16 protein-coding genes are annotated in these 18,048 nt (G+C 70.3%); 3 read left to right on the top strand and 13 right to left on the bottom strand.

Going from position 1 to position 18,048, the window contains the following annotated elements; all coding sequences use genetic code 11:
- Window positions 1–125 precede the first annotated feature (125 nt).
- From ACIBB8_RS05365 to ACIBB8_RS05345, 5 genes are all read right to left on the bottom strand, one after another.
- Window positions 126–1,637, bottom strand: a complete 1,512-nt coding sequence (locus tag ACIBB8_RS05365) for a methyltransferase (RefSeq protein WP_398949088.1) — start codon at window positions 1,635–1,637, stop codon at window positions 126–128.
- An 80-nt stretch (window positions 1,638–1,717) separates the two neighbouring features.
- On the bottom strand, window positions 1,718–2,344 hold the full coding sequence (locus ACIBB8_RS05360) for a small secreted protein (RefSeq protein ID WP_398949087.1): 627 nt from the start codon (window positions 2,342–2,344) through the stop codon (window positions 1,718–1,720).
- A 315-nt stretch (window positions 2,345–2,659) separates the two neighbouring features.
- Window positions 2,660–5,092, bottom strand: a complete 2,433-nt coding sequence (locus ACIBB8_RS05355; protein WP_398949086.1) for a sodium-translocating pyrophosphatase — start codon at window positions 5,090–5,092, stop codon at window positions 2,660–2,662.
- Window positions 5,093–5,378: 286 nt separating this feature from the next.
- The gene (locus tag ACIBB8_RS05350) at window positions 5,379–5,831 is read right to left on the bottom strand and encodes an ATP-binding protein (protein WP_398949085.1); all 453 of its coding nucleotides are present in this window, start codon (window positions 5,829–5,831) and stop codon (window positions 5,379–5,381) included.
- Between the two features lie 390 nt (window positions 5,832–6,221).
- On the bottom strand, window positions 6,222–6,575 hold the full coding sequence (locus ACIBB8_RS05345) for an STAS domain-containing protein (protein ID WP_003967428.1): 354 nt from the start codon (window positions 6,573–6,575) through the stop codon (window positions 6,222–6,224).
- A gap of 78 nt (window positions 6,576–6,653) precedes the next feature.
- Here ACIBB8_RS05345 and ACIBB8_RS05340 point away from each other — a divergent pair, with 78 nt between their 5' ends.
- Window positions 6,654–9,179, top strand: coding sequence for a DEAD/DEAH box helicase (locus ACIBB8_RS05340; protein ID WP_398949083.1), 2,526 nt, complete (start codon window positions 6,654–6,656; stop codon window positions 9,177–9,179).
- Here ACIBB8_RS05340 and ACIBB8_RS05335 read toward each other — a convergent pair.
- The 7 genes from ACIBB8_RS05335 to ssd are packed head-to-tail and all read right to left on the bottom strand — an operon-like array spanning window position 9,073 to window position 14,129.
- On the bottom strand, window positions 9,073–9,540 hold the full coding sequence (locus ACIBB8_RS05335) for an Rv3654c family TadE-like protein (RefSeq protein ID WP_398949216.1): 468 nt from the start codon (window positions 9,538–9,540) through the stop codon (window positions 9,073–9,075). The two genes, ACIBB8_RS05340 and ACIBB8_RS05335, sit on opposite strands and share 107 nt — an antisense overlap.
- Before the next feature lie 50 nt (window positions 9,541–9,590).
- Complete coding sequence (locus ACIBB8_RS05330; RefSeq protein WP_398949082.1) at window positions 9,591–9,992, bottom strand: TadE family type IV pilus minor pilin; 402 nt, start codon at window positions 9,990–9,992, stop codon at window positions 9,591–9,593.
- Window positions 9,979–10,188, bottom strand: coding sequence for a DUF4244 domain-containing protein (locus ACIBB8_RS05325; protein WP_398949081.1), 210 nt, complete (start codon window positions 10,186–10,188; stop codon window positions 9,979–9,981). The genes ACIBB8_RS05330 and ACIBB8_RS05325 overlap by 14 nt, the downstream gene beginning before the upstream one ends.
- A gap of 56 nt (window positions 10,189–10,244) precedes the next feature.
- Window positions 10,245–11,048, bottom strand: coding sequence for a type II secretion system F family protein (locus ACIBB8_RS05320; protein ID WP_398949080.1), 804 nt, complete (start codon window positions 11,046–11,048; stop codon window positions 10,245–10,247).
- On the bottom strand, window positions 11,045–11,908 hold the full coding sequence (locus ACIBB8_RS05315; protein ID WP_398949215.1) for a type II secretion system F family protein: 864 nt from the start codon (window positions 11,906–11,908) through the stop codon (window positions 11,045–11,047). The genes ACIBB8_RS05320 and ACIBB8_RS05315 overlap by 4 nt, the downstream gene beginning before the upstream one ends.
- Window positions 11,909–11,922: 14 nt before the next feature.
- Window positions 11,923–13,071, bottom strand: a complete 1,149-nt coding sequence (locus ACIBB8_RS05310) for a TadA family conjugal transfer-associated ATPase (protein ID WP_398949079.1) — start codon at window positions 13,069–13,071, stop codon at window positions 11,923–11,925.
- Window positions 13,068–14,129 (bottom strand): septum site-determining protein Ssd, encoded by a 1,062-nt coding sequence (ssd, locus tag ACIBB8_RS05305; protein ID WP_398949213.1) that lies wholly within the window; start codon window positions 14,127–14,129, stop codon window positions 13,068–13,070. The genes ACIBB8_RS05310 and ssd overlap by 4 nt, the downstream gene beginning before the upstream one ends.
- A 567-nt stretch (window positions 14,130–14,696) precedes the next feature.
- Between ssd and ACIBB8_RS05300 the strand changes: the two genes are divergently transcribed.
- Window positions 14,697–15,536, top strand: coding sequence for an HAD family hydrolase (locus tag ACIBB8_RS05300; RefSeq protein ID WP_398949078.1), 840 nt, complete (start codon window positions 14,697–14,699; stop codon window positions 15,534–15,536).
- Between the two features lie 542 nt (window positions 15,537–16,078).
- Here the strand turns inward: ACIBB8_RS05300 and ACIBB8_RS05295 are convergent.
- Entirely contained in the window at window positions 16,079–16,903 is an 825-nt protein-coding gene (locus ACIBB8_RS05295; RefSeq protein WP_398949077.1) for an oxidoreductase, read from the bottom strand.
- A 102-nt stretch (window positions 16,904–17,005) separates the two neighbouring features.
- Between ACIBB8_RS05295 and ACIBB8_RS05290 the strand changes: the two genes are divergently transcribed.
- Window positions 17,006–18,001 (top strand): ATP-binding protein, encoded by a 996-nt coding sequence (locus ACIBB8_RS05290; RefSeq protein WP_398949076.1) that lies wholly within the window; start codon window positions 17,006–17,008, stop codon window positions 17,999–18,001.
- Window positions 18,002–18,048: the final 47 nt, after the last annotated feature.

Genomic DNA, 18,048 nt, shown 5'->3' with positions numbered 1-18,048 from the left:
GGCTTGGCCAGATGCAGGCTGCAGAAAGGTCCCACAGCGGGCTGATGGCGATCCGGGTCGCGCCGAGCGCCGCCTCGTCCAGCTCGATCCGGATCACCCGGCGGTCACCGTCCGCTCCGCGCTCATCAGGCCACCCCCGCCGGCTCCAGGAACCCTTCCTCCACCAGCAGCCGGATCGCCTGCGGTGTACGGTCACGCAGCAGTACCGGGTCCTCGTTCATCAGCTGGGCGATCGCGTCCAGGATCCGGCCCGCGGGCAGCGTCCCGTCGCAGACGCCCGCGAAACCGGCACCGACCGCGTCGACCTTCGTCGCGCGCCGCATGCCGCGGTTCTGACGCAGCACCACATGCTCGGGGTCCTCCGCGCCCGGCAGTCCGACCTGCTCCTGCATCACTTCCGGAGCCAGCGTGAAGTGGTCGGCGAGCAGCGCCGCGTCATCGTGCGTCCGCAGATAGTCCTGGCGCGCGAAGTGTGCCTCCACGGCCGCGCCGAGCGGCTGTTCCACCGGGTGCGGCCACTCCTCGATCACGACCGACGGATTCCCGTCGGCCGCGGCCGCGGACTTCCGGAGTGTGATCCAGCCGAAGCCGACGCCCTTCGTCTTGCGGGCCTCGAACTCGTCCAGCCAGACGTCGTACCGTGCGGCGTACTCTGCGGGGTCCGTACGGTGGTCGCCGCTGTCGCGCAGCCACAGCTCCGCGTACTGCGTGATGTCCTGCACTTCGCGCTGGACGATCCAGGCATCACAGTCGCGCGGCACCCAGGAGCGCAGCCGGTCCTGCCACTCCTCGCCCTCGACGTGCTGCCAGTTGGCGAGGAAGTGCGCGTATCCCCTCTCGTTCAGCCGGTCCCCGGCCTGCTGCACCAGCGTCCGGCACAGGTCGTCGCCGCCCATGCCGCCGTCGCGGTACGTGAGACGGGCGCCCGGCGAGATGACGAACGGCGGATTCGACACGATGAGGTCGTACGTCTCGGTGTCGACCGGCTCGAAGAGCGAACCCTCGCGCAGATCGGCCGCAGCGGCACCGGACAGGGCGAGGGTCAGCCGGGTGAAGGCAAGGGCGCGGGGGTTGAGGTCCGTGGCCGTGACCCGGGTGGCGTGCTGCGCGGCGTGCAGCGCCTGGATGCCGGAGCCCGTACCGAGATCGAGCGCGGAGGCGACCGGCGTACGGACGGTGATCCCGGCGAGTGTGGACGACGCCCCACCGACGCCGAGGACCACCCCCTCCTCATGCGAACCGATGCCACCCGCGCCGCCGACCGCGCAGCCCAGGTCGGAGACGATGAACCAGTCCTGCGCCTCGGGCCCGCTGTACGGCCGCACATCGACGGCGGCCCGCACCTCGTCGCCCGCGCGGATCACCCAGCCGTCCTCGACGCACGCGTCCAGCGGGAGCGCGGCGCGGGCCCGCTCGTACGGGACGGGGCGCTGAAGCAGGAAGAGCCGCACCAGTGTGTCGAGCGGGGAGTCGCCACGGGTGGCCCGCAGTGCCGGAACCGTCTCGCTGCGGGCGAGCGCGGCATAGGCGGGCGCGCCGAGCAGGTCGAGGAGACCGTCGGCGGTGAAGGCGGCGGCAAGCAGGGCTTCGCGGAGCTGGGGCGAACGGTCGGGCGCGGGGAGACTGGTCGTACTCACCCGCCCATTGTGGCCGCTCCCACCGACAACGGCAGCGGCCCGGCAGCATCGGAGCTGCCGGGCCGGCCGTACCGGCGTTGTCAGGGCTTCTTGCTGGGTGACGCGGAAGCCGACTTCTCGGGGGTCTTCGACGGCGCGGCGGCCGGCGGGACCGAAGCCGTCGGCTTCTGGCAGCCCGGCTGCTTGGCCATCGCGACGCCGACCTTGCCGGACTGGAGCTGCTTCAACGCCTGGTCGCCATTGTTGCTGATCTTGTTCAGCTCGTCGGCGATGCTCTTCAGACCGTCGGCGAACTTCGCCTGGTCCTTGATGTCGAGCGCGTCGACCTTCTTCTGCAGCCCGGCGTAAGCGGCCGAGGAGGCGTTGAGCTCCTTCACGGCCTCCTTGTGCGTGGTCTCGCCGCCGTCGACCGGCGGTGCGCCCGAAGAGTCCACAGCTGCGCCCAGCGCCTTGTACGCCTGCGAGATCTGCTGGAAGGCGGCCGAGTCGGTCTTCTGGACATCGGCGGGCTTGCTGTTGTCGGCGGTCTGCTGCTGGATGGCGGCGTTGGCGTTCGCGATCTTCTGCAGCTGGGGCTTGACCTGGTCACAGACCTTCTTGGCCCAGTCGTTGACCTTGTTGTCGTTGCCACTGTTGTCGCTGCAGCCCGACAACGTCAGTACCAGTACCGCACCGCCGGACAGTGCGGCTGCAAGCTTCTTGTTCACCGGATTGGTCCCTTCCAAGGCTCTCGGCCCCGGAACTTACACGCCAAATGACCTCCATCCGGGTGCCGAGTGTCCGACGGATGGCCTTTTGTAGCCATTTGCACCAAGGGAAATGAGGGAGATACAACTCACGCGCGAACGGGTGAACGAACGCGGCAGCCGAACGGCAAACGGGTGGGCAGCGCATCGGAATGCACCGCCCACCCGTTCTTTGACCAGGTCATGTCTTTGACCAGGTCATGCTCTTGCTCGATCAGTTGCTGACCCGGGTTGATCGGGTCCCCGCGAGCTGTCGCTCTCTTCCCTGTGCCCGCCTCATGAAACGGCAGCCGGATCGGTCGACTTGGCAGTCGCGCCGCCGTCGTCATCGGAGTCGTCCTCGTCGCCCACGGCGATCCCGCGACGCTTGGAGGCATAGACCGCGCTGACGATGACGGTGAGGGCGAGCACCGCCACCACCGCCCGCACGCCCGCGCTCGCGTCCGCCCCGTAGCTGAACTGCACCACCGCCGGCGCGATGAGCAACGCCACCAGGTTCATCACTTTCAGCAGCGGGTTGATCGCCGGTCCCGCCGTGTCCTTGAACGGATCGCCGACTGTGTCGCCGATCACGGTCGCGGCGTGGGCCTCGCTGCCCTTGCCGCCGTGATGACCGTCCTCGACGAGCTTCTTGGCGTTGTCCCACGCGCCTCCGGAGTTGGCGAGGAAGACCGCCATCAGCGTCCCGGTGCCGATCGCGCCCGCGAGGTACGACCCGAGCGCCCCGACACCGAGGGTGAAGCCCACCGCGATCGGCGCCATCACCGCGAGCAGCCCGGGCGTGGCGAGCTCACGCAGCGCGTCCTTGGTGCAGATGTCGACGACGCGCCCGTACTCCGGCTTCTCGGTGTAGTCCATGATCCCGGGGCGCTCGCGGAACTGCCGCCGCACCTCGTAGACCACGGACCCGGCGGACCGGGACACCGCGTTGATGGCCAGGCCGGAGAAGAGGAAGACGACCGCGGCCCCGAGGACCAGCCCCACCAGGTTGTTGGGCTGCGAGATGTCGAGGCTGAGGGTCATTTCCCCGGCCTTGGCACCCACGCCATCGACCGCCGTGGCGATCGCGTCGCGGTACGAGCCGAAGAGCGCCGACGCCGCCAGCACGGCGGTGGCGATGGCGATGCCCTTGGTGATGGCCTTGGTGGTGTTGCCGACGGCGTCCAGGTCGGTGAGGACCTGGGCACCGGCGCCGGTGACGTCGCCGGACATCTCCGCGATGCCCTGCGCGTTGTCGGAGACCGGTCCGAAAGTGTCCATGGCGACGATGACCCCGACGGTGGTGAGCAGCCCGGTTCCGGCGAGGGCCACCGCGAAGAGCGCCAGCATGATCGACGTACCACCGAGCAGAAACGCCCCGTAGACGCCGAGGCCGATCAGCAGCGCGGTGTAGACGGCGGACTCCAGGCCGATGGAGATCCCGGCGAGTACGACGGTGGCCGGGCCGGTGAGGGAGGACTTGCCGATGTCCTGGACGGGGCGCCGGCCGGTCTCGGTGAAGTAGCCGGTGAGCTGCTGGATCAGCGCGGCCAGCACGATGCCGATGGCGACGGCGACCAGGGCGAAGACCCGAGGGTCACCGCTGTGCGTGGTGATCGCGCTGTCGGTGACGCCGCCCAGGTCGGCGTACGAGGACGGGAGGTAGACGAAGACGGCCACCCCCACCAGGACCAGCGAGATCACCGCGGAGATGAAGAAGCCGCGGTTGATGGCGGTCATCCCGCTGCGGTCGGCGCGCCGCGGGGCGACCGCGAAGATGCCGATCATCGCGGTGACCACGCCGATCGCCGGCACGATCAGGGGAAAGGCCAGTCCGGCGTCACCGAAAGCGGCCTTGCCGAGGATGAGCGCGGCGACGAGCGTCACGGCGTACGACTCGAACAGGTCGGCCGCCATGCCCGCGCAGTCACCGACGTTGTCGCCCACGTTGTCGGCGATGGTGGCGGCGTTGCGCGGATCGTCCTCCGGGATGCCCTGCTCGACCTTGCCCACGAGGTCGGCGCCCACATCGGCGGCCTTGGTGAAGATGCCGCCACCGACCCTCATGAACATGGCGATGAGCGCGGCACCGAGCCCGAAGCCCTCGAGCACCTTGGGCGCGTCGGCGGCATAGACGAGAACCACGCACGAGGCGCCGAGCAGCCCGAGCCCTACCGTGATCATGCCGACCACGCCGCCCGTGCGAAAAGCAATCTTCATAGCCCGATGCGATACGTCGGTGAGATCTTTTTCCGGTTCGCCTTCCGCCGGAGTCGCCTCACGCGCGGCGGCGGCCACCCGCACATTGCTGCGGACGGCCAGACGCATGCCGATGTATCCGGTGGTCGCCGAGAAAAGCGCACCCACCAGGAAGAACAGCGACCGGCCGGCGCGCTGCGACCAGGTGTCGGCCGGGAGCAGCAGTAGCAGGAAGAAGACCACGACGGCAAAGACGCCGACAGTGCGCAGCTGCCGGGCCAGATAGGCGTTCGCGCCTTCCTGGACGGCTGCCGCGATCTCCTTCATGCGGTCGGTGCCCTCACCGGCCGCCAGCACCTGGCGGACCAGCAGCCGGGCGACGATCAGTGCGGCGACGGCGACGATCGCGATGACGATCACGATGACGCGGTTGTCATCGGTGAGTACCGCGGCCGCGAGAGAGGTGGGTCGGTCGGAAAGCGCGGAAACTTCGGGCAGTTCTGCCAGTGGTGTGTTGATGAAGCCCGCCATACGTCCTCCTTGACGCTCAGCGCTCAAGACGTGGACGGATTGTAAGGAGCAGAACCTGATCAAAACAGTCCGCAGTAAATGTAAATCGACTTTGCCCGCCGATCGATAAATGATCGCGCCCTCGGATTGATCCGAATGCAGTAATGGGGCAGAAGCATTGTCCGTAGATCGCTGATCAAGCAGAAATGAAAAAAGGCCCTGCTCGGCAGGGCCCCGGGAGAGTGGATCAGGAGTTACGGTCGGGGCGGCGCCGCAACGGGCCCGCCCGCTGTGACGCCTCCGGCGCTCAGGGATGCGCCGTTGTGGGCGTCTTGGGCCAGCTCATGCGGATCACTTCGCCATCGGCCCCCGATCTGACTTCCACGTCGTCGACGAGGCCGCTGATGACCGCGAGACCCATCTCGTCCTCGCTGTCGGCGTCGGTCTCGGTGTCCGGTTGGCCGGGCCCCTCCCCGGACGCCTCGGCGGCTCCGGCCTCCCCACCGGGGCCAGGCACCTCGTCGCCGACCTCGACGGAGAAGGACTTCTCCTCCTCGGTCAGGACGACCTTGACCGGAGCGGTGATGCCGTGGTTGCGGTGCAGCCCTACGGCGCGGCTGCAGGCCTCACCGACGGCGAGTCGGACCTCGTCGAGCACTGCCTCGTCGACCCCGGCGCGGCGCGCCACGGCGGCCGCCACGAGGCGGGCCGTCCTGACGTGTTCGGGCTGGGCGCTGAAGCGGAGTTCAACAGTGGCCATGCGATCCCCTTCAGACATACGGGCGTGCATCTCAGGGGCCCGGGCGCACTGCCCGGTACCCCCGCTCTCTCTTCCTCCGGAAACCGGCAGAGCCACCGGCCCCCGACAGCCGACGCGCGACCGTCGGCAGCCGGCCCACCGATCGGCCGACGGGTATCCCGTCGGCCCGGAAGCCGTCCGTACCGATGGCCGACAGCCCGCCGCCGGGCGTCTCACGGCCCGGCCGGCTGCCGGAATGCCGAGGACCCGGCACCACGACTTCCACCGAACCAGCCGCCCGCCGAACGGGCCGCGGTCCGACCCGGCTGTGCACCGGACCGGCCGACTGCCGGACCGGCCGACTGACTGCCGGACCGGCCTCCGGCCGATCCGGAAGCAGCCGGTCAGCCGTCAGTCGGTGGCCGCGACAGCCTCGTCGACCGTGGTATGGATCGGGAACACCTTGGTCAGACCGGTAATCCGGAAGATCTTGAGAATGCGCTCCTGGTTGCAGACCAGGCGCAGTGAGCCCTCATGGGCCCGGACACGCTTCAGGCCGCCCACGAGCACGCCGAGGCCGGTGGAGTCGAGGAAGTCGACACCTTCCATGTCGACAACCAGGTGGTAGCTGCCGTCATTCACCAACTCGACCAACTGCTCGCGCAGCTTGGGCGCGGTATACACATCAATCTCGCCACCGACCTCGACGACCGTACGGTCGCCACCAGGGCCGGACACATTGCGAGTCGACAAGGACAGGTCCACGGATCCTCCAGCACCTTGCTATCGAGCGGTCGCCCCTCGGTCTCCCCGACGGAGCCAGGGGACGGATCGCCAGCCGCGATGGCATTCAATCACTTACCAGCAGCCATGCACGACGCCTTGGGACCATTGTCCGTCACAGCGGTGACACACTCGGTGCCGATGGCCAAGAATCACCGCCCCAGTCGACCACCCGAGAGCAGGGACTCCCGCCCCACTCCCGCCATGGTCCTCGACCGGCTCGCCGCAGCGGCGGGCCGGTCCGCGCGCATCACTCATACGGAGCACTTGCCCCCGCGAACAGGTACCCATGCCATCTGGCCCGATCGTATCCGGCCGGAAGTGATCGCCGCTGTCCAGCGGGCCGGTATCGACCACCCGTGGGCACACCAGGCGGCCGCCGCGGAGCACGCCCTGGACGGCGAATCCGTCGTGATCGCCACCGGAACCGCCTCCGGCAAGTCGCTCGCCTATCTGACACCGGTCCTCAGCGCCCTGCTCGACGGCTCGGAGGCCCCCAACGGCCGTGGCGCGACCGCCCTGTACCTGGCCCCCACCAAGGCGCTCGCCGCCGATCAGCGGCGTTCGGTCAAGGACCTCGCGGCCCCGCTCGGCAACGCGGTCAGGCCCGCGGTCTACGACGGCGACACCCCGGTCGAGGAACGCGAATGGGTACGTCAGTACGCCAACTACGTCCTGACCAACCCCGACATGCTGCACCGCGGGATCCTCCCGTCCCATCCGCGCTGGTCCTCCTTCCTGCGCGCCCTGCGCTATGTCGTCATCGACGAGTGCCACACCTATCGCGGCGTCTTCGGCTCCCATGTCGCCCAGGTGGTGCGGCGGCTCCGCCGCCTGTGCACCCGGTACGGAGCCGATCCGGTCTTCCTGCTCGCCTCGGCGACCGCCGCGCAGCCCTCGGTCGCCGCGGGCCGCCTCACCGGCCTTCCGGTCACAGAGGTCGCAGACGACGCCTCGCCCCGCGGCGAGATGGTCTTCGCCCTGTGGGAGCCACCGCTGACCGAGCTGCACGGCGAGAAGGGCGCCCCCGTACGCCGTACGGCCACCGCCGAGACCGCCGACCTCCTCACCGACCTGACCGTCCAAGGCGTCCGCTCGGTCGCCTTCGTGCGCTCCCGGCGCGGCGCCGAGCTCATCTCCGTCATCGCCAAGGAACGCCTCGCCGAGGTGGACCGCTCACTGCCCTCCAGGGTCGCCGCGTACCGCGGGGGCTACCTCCCCGAGGAACGCCGCGCCCTCGAGCGCGCCCTTCACTCCGGCCGGCTGCTCGGTCTGGCCGCCACCACCGCCCTCGAACTCGGTATCGATGTCTCGGGCCTGGATGCCGTCGTCATCGCCGGTTACCCCGGCACCAGGGCGTCGCTGTGGCAGCAGGCGGGCCGCGCCGGGCGCTCCGGCCAGGGCGCCCTGGCCATCCTGGTGGCCCGCGACGACCCGCTGGACACGTTCCTCGTCCACCACCCCGAGGCTCTGTTCCAGCAGCCCGTGGAGTCGACCGTTCTGGACCCGGACAACCCTTACGTCCTCGCCCCCCATCTGTGCGCGGCCGCCGCGGAGCTTCCGCTCACCGAGAGCGACCTGAAGCTGTTCGGGCCGGCTGTGGCCGAGTTGCTGCCGCAGCTGGAGGCCGCGAGGCTGCTGCGCAAGCGGGCCTCGGGCTGGCACTGGACCCGGCGCGAGCGGGCGGCCGATCTCACCGACATCCGTGGCGAGGGCGGCCGCCCGGTCCAGATCGTCGAGGAAGGCACTGGCCGGCTGCTGGGCACCGTCGACGAGTCGGCCGCGCACACCGCCGTCCACGAAGGGGCCGTCCATCTCCACCAGGGCCTCACCTATCTCGTCCGGAAACTGGATCTGGAGGACTCGGTGGCGCTGGTCGAGGAAGCCAGTCCGCCGTACTCGACGACCGCCCGCGACACCACCTCCATCACCGTCCTGGAGACCGACACAGAGATCCCCTGGGGTGACGGAAGGCTCTGCTACGGCTCCGTGGAGGTCACCAACCAAGTCGTCTCCTTCCTGCGTCGCAAACTGATCACCGGCGAGGTTCTCGGTGAGACCAAGCTCGATCTGCCGCCCCGCACACTGCGCACCCGCGCGGTGTGGTGGACGGTCACCCAGGACCAGCTGGACGCCGCCCGCATCAACCCCGAGATCCTCGGTGGCGCCCTGCATGCCGCCGAACACGCGTCGATCGGGATGCTGCCCCTCTTCGCCACCTGCGACCGCTGGGACATCGGCGGCGTCTCCATCCCCCTCCATCCGGACACCCTGCTGCCGACGGTCTTCGTGTACGACGGGCATCCGGGCGGCGCCGGATTCGCCGAGCGGGCCTTCCACACCGCCCTCAGCTGGCTCACCGCCACCCGCCAGGCCATCGCGTCCTGCGAGTGCGAAGCGGGCTGCCCGTCGTGCATCCAGTCCCCCAAGTGCGGCAACGGAAACGATCCGCTGCACAAGCGGGGGGCCGTACGCCTCCTCACCGAACTTCTCCGCTCCGCACCGGCGGACCCGGAGCAGGCGGGGGAACCGCCGAGCCCGGAATCGGACCGGGATCGCCCGTCGGAGGGCCTGCCCGGGACCTGACCTCGGGTGCGTACGGCCCGAACCGCACCAGGGCCGTCACATCGGCAATCTCCCCCTGCACCGCGCACCGGACCACTGCCGCACCCTGCGCCTCGGCCACCTCCGCAGCCGCCCTGCACGCCGCCTCGGCCCCGCGCAGGGCCCGGTCGGCCGCTGCCAGGGCCGCCAGGTCCGCCGCCCCGCCGGCCCGGTGCCGAGCGACCACCACCTGGCCGAGCGCAAGCACGGCCGCGAACACCGCACACAGCGCTGCCGTGGTCACCGCCACCCACACTGTCGCCACCCCCCGATCACGCCCCTCCCCCCACCCGCGCGAACCCACCACCCCCAACGCCCGTCGAACCCGCCCCACACACCACATCCGTCGCACACATCGCTTCTGTCGCAGGGGCGCCGCTCCGATCGCCCCCGTCACAGCTCCGCCCCCAGCGTGTCCTCGGCCATCGCCACCGCGTCCGCTCTCAGCGTCAGGGCCAGCGCACCCGGTCCAGGCGTCGGCGCAGCCACCCGTACCCGCCACAGCTCCCCGGCCCGTTCCACCTCCACACGCGCCCGGTCGGGTGCCACCGAGCGGGTGACAGCCAGCACCTGTGCCTCGGGTTCGGACCGGGCCGCCGCCCTCGCGCCGGCCCTTGCCGCATCCACGCACCGGATCTGCGCGGCGGCGGCCATCAGCGCCCAGAGGAGAGCCAGAGCGAACAACATCAGGACCGGGATCACCATGGCCGCCTCCGCCGTCACCGCACCGCGGTCGCCTCCGCCCCCTTCGCGGCCCCCGACTCCGCTCCCCGAACGCCTCTCAGACCTTGGCATCGAGGGCGTCCGTGAGAATCGACTGCAGTGCCGCCATGACCGGCGGACTCGTGACCACCTTGTAGAGCACCGCCGCCAGCGCACAGGCGGCGATCGTCCCCACCGCGTACTCGGACGTCGTCATCCCGCGGTCCGTCCGGACTCGGCGCGCCACACGCCGTGCCCAACCCCTGATGCGCTTGATTTGCCATGCCATGTCAACCCCCAGAAGTGTTCTTTTGCACAAACTCGCCACTGATTGGATGCTTTTGCTCATCGGGCTTGCAGGAGCCCGTTCGCCAGGCCGATGACCACCGGCGCCACACCGACCGCCAGAAAGGCGGGCAGAAAGCAGAGCCCCACCGGAGCTGTAATCAGCACGCCGGCCCGCTGGGCGCGCGCCACGGCCTCGCTCGACCGTTCCGCCCGCATCGCCTCGGCCAGCCGAGCGACCGGTTCCGCCGCCGGAGCCCCGGTCGAACCCGCCCGGTCCAGACAGCGGGCCAGCGCGCCGGCGCCCGAAATCTCTCCGAACCTCCCCCAGGACAGGGCAGGTTCGCCGCCCAGCCGGATCTCCGCCGCTGTCCGTGCCAGCCGCTCGCCGACCGGACCGCCCAGCGACTCCCCGACCGCCTCGGCCGCTTCCCTCGGGCCGGCTCCTGCGGAGATGCACGCCGCCAACAGGTCGGCCGCCAACGGGAGCCGGCGTTCGGTCTCCGCAACTTCCGCAGCGGACGCGGCGGGTTTGCGCCGATGCCGCGTCCGCTGCCATCGCCACGTGCCGTACGCCGCCACCAGTCCGACCGCGCACCCCCACGAACCACCGACGAGGAACCAGCCCGTCACCACGGCGCCCAGCGGCATGGCCCAGTTCTTCAACCAGGCCCCGGACACCGACCGCTCGCGCCACCGCCTCCCGGCGTCGACCGCCAGCAGCGCCGCGCCCCGGCGGCGCGCCACCCGATGCCGCCTCCGCCCGGCCAAGCAGACAGCCAGGTATCCGACCGCGCCCAGGGCGACCGCCACCGGAACCGGCCCGCGGACAATGTGCGCCACCACGCCGGCCCCTTCGCTCATGGCCGCTCCCCCGCCCGTACGATCCGGCCGGCCCAGCAGAGACCGGCCGTCTCCAGCAGCCCGCCCACCAGCAGGCAGACCAGCCCGGCCGGACTGTGCAGAAGCACCCCCAACGGATCGGCCCCCAGCGCCGCCCCCAGTCCCAGACCGAGCACCGGCAGCAACGCCAGCACGGCCACCGTCGACCAGGCCCCCGCCAGTTGCGCCCGCAACTCCTCCCGCCGACGCCGCTCTGCCCGCAACGCGCCCTCCAGGCGGTCCAGACCGGCTGCCAGCCCCGCGCCGCCGTCGACCGCCACCCGCCAGCAGGCCGCAACCCCGGCGAGCCCCTCCAGCCCGGGTTCGCGCGCCGCCTGCCCGAGGGCCCCCGGCACATCGCCGCCGAACCGCGCCGCAGCCGACACCGCGGCCTCCGCCGCACCCATCGCCCCCGTGTCACGCACCGCCACCAGCAGTGCCTGCCCCGGCTCGCGCCCGGCCCGCAGCTCGCCCACCACCGCGCCGCACAGCGCCACCACGGCATCCGCTCTGCGCTCCTGCTCATGCCGCCCGGCCCGCTTACGAAGCCATCGCCGCACCAGTGGTACCGCCAGCGCCCCCGCGACCACCGGCAGCAGGGACTCGCCCAGCACAGCGAGAAGCAACGCCACCGGAAGACACAGCCACTCCCGCCGCTCCCGGAACATGCCCGCGCACCACAGCCGGACCCGGTCCCGGCCGATCCGCGGCTCCGGCTCCAGCACCGAACCGACGAACAACACCCGCGCCCGCCGCGTTCCTTGGCCCCTCCCCACCACCAGCCAGGCTGCAGCCCCCGCGCACACGGCCGACGCATACGTCGCGTACTCCGGGCCCCCCACCGCCGCGCCACCGGTCACAGCGCACCCCCGATCAGCGACCGCAGCCGCTCCCGGCCCCGCTCGTGGACGAAGCCGTCGGCACCCCACCGCAGCGCGGGCACGGTCACCACCAGCCCGGCCGCATCCCGCTCCAGCACATGCACCTCGGCGATCCGGCGCACCCCGGCCCGGTCCCGTGCAAGATGGACCACCACCGACAGTGCCGCCGCCAGCTGACTGTGCAGCGCCACCCGGTCAAGACCGGCTGCCGTCCCCAACGCCTCCAGCCGCGCCGGTACATGCTCGGCAGCGTTGGCGTGAACCGTCCCGCAGCCACCCTCATGGCCGGTGTTCAGCGCAGCGAGAAGTTCGGTGACCTCGGCGCCCCGCACCTCTCCGACCACCAGGCGGTCGGGCCGCATCCGAAGCGCCTGCCGCACCAGGTCCTGCAGAGTCACCCGTCCGGCACCCTCCTGGTTGGCAGGGCGTGACTCCAGCCGCACCACATGCGGATGGTCCGGCCGCAGCTCCGCCGAGTCCTCGGCGAGCACGATCCGCTCCCGCTCTCCGACGGCACCCAGCAAACTCGACAGCAACGTGGTCTTCCCCACCCCCGTCCCGCCACTGATCAGGTACGAGACCCGGGCCTCGACCAGCGCCCGCAGCACCCGGTCACCACCCAGCGGTACGGTGCCCGCCGCGACCAACTCCGCCAGCGAGAAGGCCCGGGGGCGCACCACCCGCAGCGACAGACAGGTGGAACCCACGGCCACCGGCGGCAGGACCGCATGCATCCGGGTCCCGTCCGGAAGCCGCGCGTCCACCCAGGGCCGGGCATCGTCCAGCCGCCGCCCTGCCACCGCCGCGAGCCGCTGTGCCAGCCTGCGCACCGCCGGAGCGTCGCGGAAGGTCACCCCGGTGAGTTCGAGCCCACTGCCCCGGTCCACCCACACCCGGTCCGGTGCGGAGACCAGCACATCCGTCACCGCCGGATCGGCGAGCAGCGGTTCCAGCACTCCCGTACCGACCAGTTCGCCACGCAATTCCTCTGCCGCGCCGAGCACTTCGGCGTCGCCGAGAAGCCTTCCCTGGGCGCGTAGCGCAGCCGCCACCCCGGCCGGGGTCGGTGCGGCGCCGCTCTGCGCGAGCCGCTGCCGCACGGCGTCGAGGAGTCCGTCGGTCACGACGCACCTTCCCCACCGGGGCCGCCGCCGGCTCCACCGGCAAGTGCCCGCTCCCAGAACGCCGTACAGAATCTGGCGAGCGGTCCGCGTGCACCCGAGCCGGGCGGCACTCCATCGTCCTGAGCCGCCAGCAAACCTGATTCCAGCGGGAGTTCACCGGCGAGCGGCAAGCCGAGCGCCTGCGCCACCCAGCGCTCGTCCAGCCCCGCCGCGTAGGGGCCGCGTGCCACCACCCGCAGGTCGCCCAGGACCATCCCGGCCGTCGACGCCACGCGTTTTGCCGCCGCGACCGCCCGCAGTTCACCGGGGACCACGAGCAGCCCGAGGTCCAGCTGCGCAAGCGCCTTCGCCACCGACTCGTCGACCCGGCGCGGCAGGTCGACGACCACCACCCCGCCGAGCCTGCGGGCGGCCGCCAGCACCGCCTCCATGGCCTGCGGCGGGATGACCACCCAGTCGTCACGCCCCCAGCTGAGCACCCGCAGCCCGTGCAGTGCGGGCAGCGACTCCTCCAGGGCGCCACCGCCCACCCGTCCTTTGGAATGAGCGAAATCCGGCCACCTCATTCCCTCGGCCCGCTCGCCGCCGAGCAGCACATCGATGCCGCCACCCAGCGGATCGCCATCGATCAGCATCGTCCGCCGCCCGGCCCTGGCCGCGGTCACAGCGAGAGCACAGGCCAGCGTGGACGCGCCGGCGCCGCCCCGCCCGCCGATCACCCCGACGGTGAGAGCGGGCCGCCCCACCCCCTCTGCCGCATTGGCGATCTGATCGACGAGCCAGCTCTCCGCATCGGGCAGCCGTAGCACATATTCGGCCCCGATCTCGACGGCCTGCCGCCAGACATCCGGTGCATCCTGGTCGTGCCCGACGAGCATCACGCCCTGCCTGCGCAGCGCTCCGCGGCACCGCGGGGCCGCGTCATCACCCACCAGGACCATCGGCGCCTGCTCCCAGCCACCCCTTCCCTCGGGCAGCGTGTGGTGCACCTCAGGCTCCGCGCCGGCGGCCGCGCACAGCCTCAGCAGATCGTCGAGCAGTTCCGCATCCTCGGTCACGATCAACGGTCCGCCCCGGCGTTCTCCGACGACCGGCAGACGATCCCGTGCGATGGATTCAGTCACGATCTCCGCCCCCTTCTCACTGCACCTTCACCGCGGATTCGCAGCGATCTCGGCGCGTTCCGAGTTCGGCGATATCCGGAACCCGCGGACTTCGCGGGTGGAATCACCGTGCAGCGCTTCGGAAAATCGTGTGGATCTTGCTCTAAAACTGTGGACAACTCCACCGTTGTGAATATCTCGGTCACCCAAACCGAGGACTTCCGGAGAGCAGCACATCCGTTACACACTGTGACGAAACAGGGTCCTGCGACAGGCTCGAAAAGACACGCCGTCGCAGTGGGAAGGAGGCGGAATGTTTGATTCCGAGCGGCAGAAACGCGTCCGGACATGCGACGACCCCCGCCGGGGGGGAGAGCGGGGGTCGTCCCCACGGCCGACTCGGGGGGGGAGGAGTCGGACCGGGTTAGCACGGTCGCGAACGATCCGTGACTTCCATGGTGTACCCGAGAGCCTTCTCAGGCAAACCCGCGCACCAGAGTTTACGCCGAATGGTGTCCCCCTATGCTCTGCCTTGTGGAAAACCACTCCTTGCCGCGCACAGCAGCCTTCTTCGACCTGGACAAGACGGTCATTGCGAAGTCATCGACTCTGACCTTCAGCAAGTCCTTCTACCAAGGCGGACTGATCAACCGCCGCGCCGTACTGCGCACCGCGTACGCACAGTTCGTGTTCCTCGCCGGGGGCGCCGATCACGACCAGATGGAGCGGATGCGCGAATATCTCTCCGCGCTCTGCAAGGGCTGGAACGTCCAGCAGGTGAAGGAAATCGTCGCCGAGACCCTGCACGATCTGATCGACCCGATCATCTACGACGAGGCGGCGACCCTCATCGAGGAACATCACACCGCCGGACGCGACGTCGTCATCGTCTCCACCTCGGGCGCCGAGGTCGTCGAGCCGATCGGCGAGCTGCTGGGCGCCGACCGGGTCGTCGCTACTCGGATGGTCGTCGGCGACGACGGCTGCTTCACCGGCGAGGTGGAGTACTACGCGTACGGGCCGACGAAGGCCGAGGCGGTCAAGGCGCTCGCCATGTCCGAGGGATACGACCTCTCGCGGTGCTACGCCTACAGCGATTCCGCGACCGATGTACCGATGCTGGAGTCCGTGGGCCACCCGCACGCGGTCAATCCGGACCGCGCGCTGCGGCGTGAGGCGACGCTCCGGGAATGGCCGATTCTCGTCTTCGACCGCCCGGTCCGGCTCAAGCAGCGGCTGCCCGCCTTCTCGATGCCGGCGCGCCCGGCACTCGTCGCCGCGGCAGCAATGGGCGCGGCGGCCCTCACAGCGGGGCTGGTCTGGTACACCTCGCGCCGGCGCACGACCACCGCATCCGGCTGACCTCCAGCATCCGGCCAGGACCGGCATTCGGCCCGGACTTGCGCCCGAACCCGAACACGCCTCGGCCGCCATTCCAGGACGTGGGCCGGGGAGCCACCCACTCGCATCCGCACCCTCCGCCGACGTCCGGATCCCACTCCCGACCGCCCGCCCGACTTGTCCTTATTTGAACGCAAAAGTAAAGAAGTGCGGCCAGCACTACCGCTCGTCCTGGCTCTGGAGTACAAAGGACTCAACGGCCCGCGAGACCAAGGACATCCGAAAGGATTAACCTGAAAACGCAGAGAAGGCCCCACGGACCGAGCATGAATATCCAGCACCCACGCGACGTCGACCCGTCGATTACGGGCCAGCCGCACCAGGGAACGGGCTGAGTTCTCGTCCTGATGGGCAATTTTCGAGGACGCATGGTAACTGGGTGGACGTGCCAGCGGCGGTACCGCGGACGGTACCGCCGCAACCCTTTTATCGGGCAGTGATGACGAAGCACAACAGGCTTGACGGACCCGCAAGTTGAGGTGCGTTCCGGCAGCCCCGGGTCGTTACGCGGCTCCGCGCTGAAGCGCTTCGCAGACCGCCGTCGATTCCCTGACCCCCAGCTCCACCGCGCGCCCGCAGTGTGCGATCCAGGCGGACATCCCGTCCGGCGTTCCCGACCGATACCCCTCGAACGCTGCGACGTACGCCGCTCTGCCCTGCTCGGCGTAACCGACCTCGGCGGGGCAGATCGCTTTCGGGTCGAGTCCGCTCCCGATCAGGACGATCCGCTCGGCGGTCCGCGCGACGAGGCCGTTGTACGAGCCGAAGGGACGCAGCGCCAGCAGTTCGCCGTGCACGACCGCGGCCGTCACCAGTGCGGGCGCCGCGCTTCCCGAAAGGATCAAGCCGGAGAGCCCCTCCAACCGGCCGGCGACCTCGTCGGCGTCGGGCAGCGGCGCTTCGATGAGCGGCTCGTCGACCGGTTCACCGGCCAGCCGCGGGCGGCCGATTGCGTCGTCGGGCGCTGCCCCGCCTGCCGCCACAAGGTGCAGCCGGGCGAGGACCCGCAGCGGCGACTGCCGCCAGATGGAGAGCAGTTGGCCCGCCTCCGCGGTCAGCCGCAGGGCGGCGCCGATCACCTGCGACTCCTCGTCGCCGCTGAAGTCGGTGCGCCGCCGAACCTCCTCCAGGTTCCAGTCGGCACCGGAGAGCGCGGCGGAGCCGCGGGCGCCGCGGAGCGCCGCCTCCGCGGTGATCTCGTTACTGCGGCGTCGCATCACGCGGTGGCCGTAGACCCGGTCGACGGCCTTGCGTACGGAGTCCACCGCATCGGTGACACCCGGCAGGGCACCCAGGGCGGCGAGCGGATCTGAGGCAGGCGTACTCATAAGTAGCGAGGCTACGCGCCCCCCGCGCCCTTACCACCCCGGAGTGGCCTTCTTCACGAAGTGCGACTGCACAGCGCAGTTACACCGCTACCCTAGGTGAACATGAAGATCGCTTTCGTGGGGAAGGGCGGCAGCGGCAAGACCACGCTGTCCTCGCTCTTCATCCGCCACCTTGCCGCCAATGAAGCCCATGTCGTCGCGGTGGACGCCGACATCAACCAGCACCTCGGGGCCGCGCTCGGCCTCGACGAGGAGGAGGCCGCGGCGCTGCCCGCCATGGGTGCGCACCTGCCCCTGATCAAGGAGTACCTGCGGGGAAGCAACCCCCGCATCGCCTCGGTGGAGACAATGATCAAGACGACTCCGCCCGGCGAGGGCTCGCGGCTGCTGCGGGTCCGCGAGGACAACCCGGTCTACGACGCGTGTGCCCGCGCGGTCGGTCTCGACGACGGGGAGATCCGGCTGATGGCCACCGGACCGTTCACCGAGTCGGATCTCGGGGTGGCGTGCTATCACTCCAAGGTCGGCGCGGTCGAGCTCTGCCTCAACCACCTTGTCGACGGCCCTGACGACTATGTGGTCGTCGACATGACCGCGGGTTCGGATTCGTTCGCGTCCGGCATGTTCACCCGCTTCGACATGACGTTCCTGGTCGCCGAGCCGACCCGTAAGGGCGTCTCGGTCTATCGCCAGTACAAGGAGTACGCACGGGACTTCGGGGTCGCCCTGAAGGTCGTGGGCAACAAGGTGCAGGGCCAGGACGACCTGGACTTCCTGCGCGCCGAAGTCGGCGACGACCTGCTGGTCACGGTCGGCCACTCGGACTGGGTCCGGGCGATGGAGAAGGGACGCCCGGCCCGCTTCGAGCTTCTGGAGGCGGACAACCGGATGGCCCTGCAAGCTCTGCAGAACGCCGCGGAGGACTCGTACGAGCAGCGCGACTGGGAGCGCTACACACGACAGATGGTGCACTTCCACTTGAAGAACGCGGAGAGCTGGGGCAACGAGAAGACGGGCGCCGACCTGGCCGCCCAAATCGACCCCGCCTTCGTGCTCGACGAGCGGAGCGCACAGGCAGCCGCCGTACAGCCCGCGTGAGCCGGTCGCCCGAAGCCCCGTCCACCGACGACCCGGCGGGCGGCGGA

This window comes from Streptomyces sp. NPDC051286, from assembly GCF_044455345.1.
In the GTDB taxonomy this organism is placed as follows: domain Bacteria; phylum Actinomycetota; class Actinomycetes; order Streptomycetales; family Streptomycetaceae; genus Streptomyces.
This window is presented reverse-complemented; position numbering and strand designations above follow the sequence as displayed.

Bases quoted from the DNA above. Each gene is read 5' to 3' on its own strand.
- ACIBB8_RS05320 (WP_398949080.1), bottom strand. From the start codon at position 11,048: ATGAGCGAAGGGGCCGGCGTGGTGGCGCACATTGTCCGCGGGCCGGTT.
- ACIBB8_RS05300 (WP_398949078.1), top strand. From the start codon at position 14,697: ATGCTCTGCCTTGTGGAAAACCACTCCTTGCCGCGCACAGCAGCCTTC.
- ACIBB8_RS05355 (WP_398949086.1), bottom strand. From the start codon at position 5,092: ATGGCGGGCTTCATCAACACACCACTGGCAGAACTGCCCGAAGTTTCC.
- ACIBB8_RS05330 (WP_398949082.1), bottom strand. From the start codon at position 9,992: ATGCCAAGGTCTGAGAGGCGTTCGGGGAGCGGAGTCGGGGGCCGCGAA.
- ACIBB8_RS05350 (WP_398949085.1), bottom strand. From the start codon at position 5,831: ATGGCCACTGTTGAACTCCGCTTCAGCGCCCAGCCCGAACACGTCAGG.
- ACIBB8_RS05295 (WP_398949077.1), bottom strand. From the start codon at position 16,903: ATGAGTACGCCTGCCTCAGATCCGCTCGCCGCCCTGGGTGCCCTGCCG.
- ACIBB8_RS05290 (WP_398949076.1), top strand. From the start codon at position 17,006: ATGAAGATCGCTTTCGTGGGGAAGGGCGGCAGCGGCAAGACCACGCTG.
- ACIBB8_RS05325 (WP_398949081.1), bottom strand. From the start codon at position 10,188: ATGGCATGGCAAATCAAGCGCATCAGGGGTTGGGCACGGCGTGTGGCG.
- ACIBB8_RS05335 (WP_398949216.1), bottom strand. From the start codon at position 9,540: ATGTGGTGTGTGGGGCGGGTTCGACGGGCGTTGGGGGTGGTGGGTTCG.
- ACIBB8_RS05340 (WP_398949083.1), top strand. From the start codon at position 6,654: ATGGCATTCAATCACTTACCAGCAGCCATGCACGACGCCTTGGGACCA.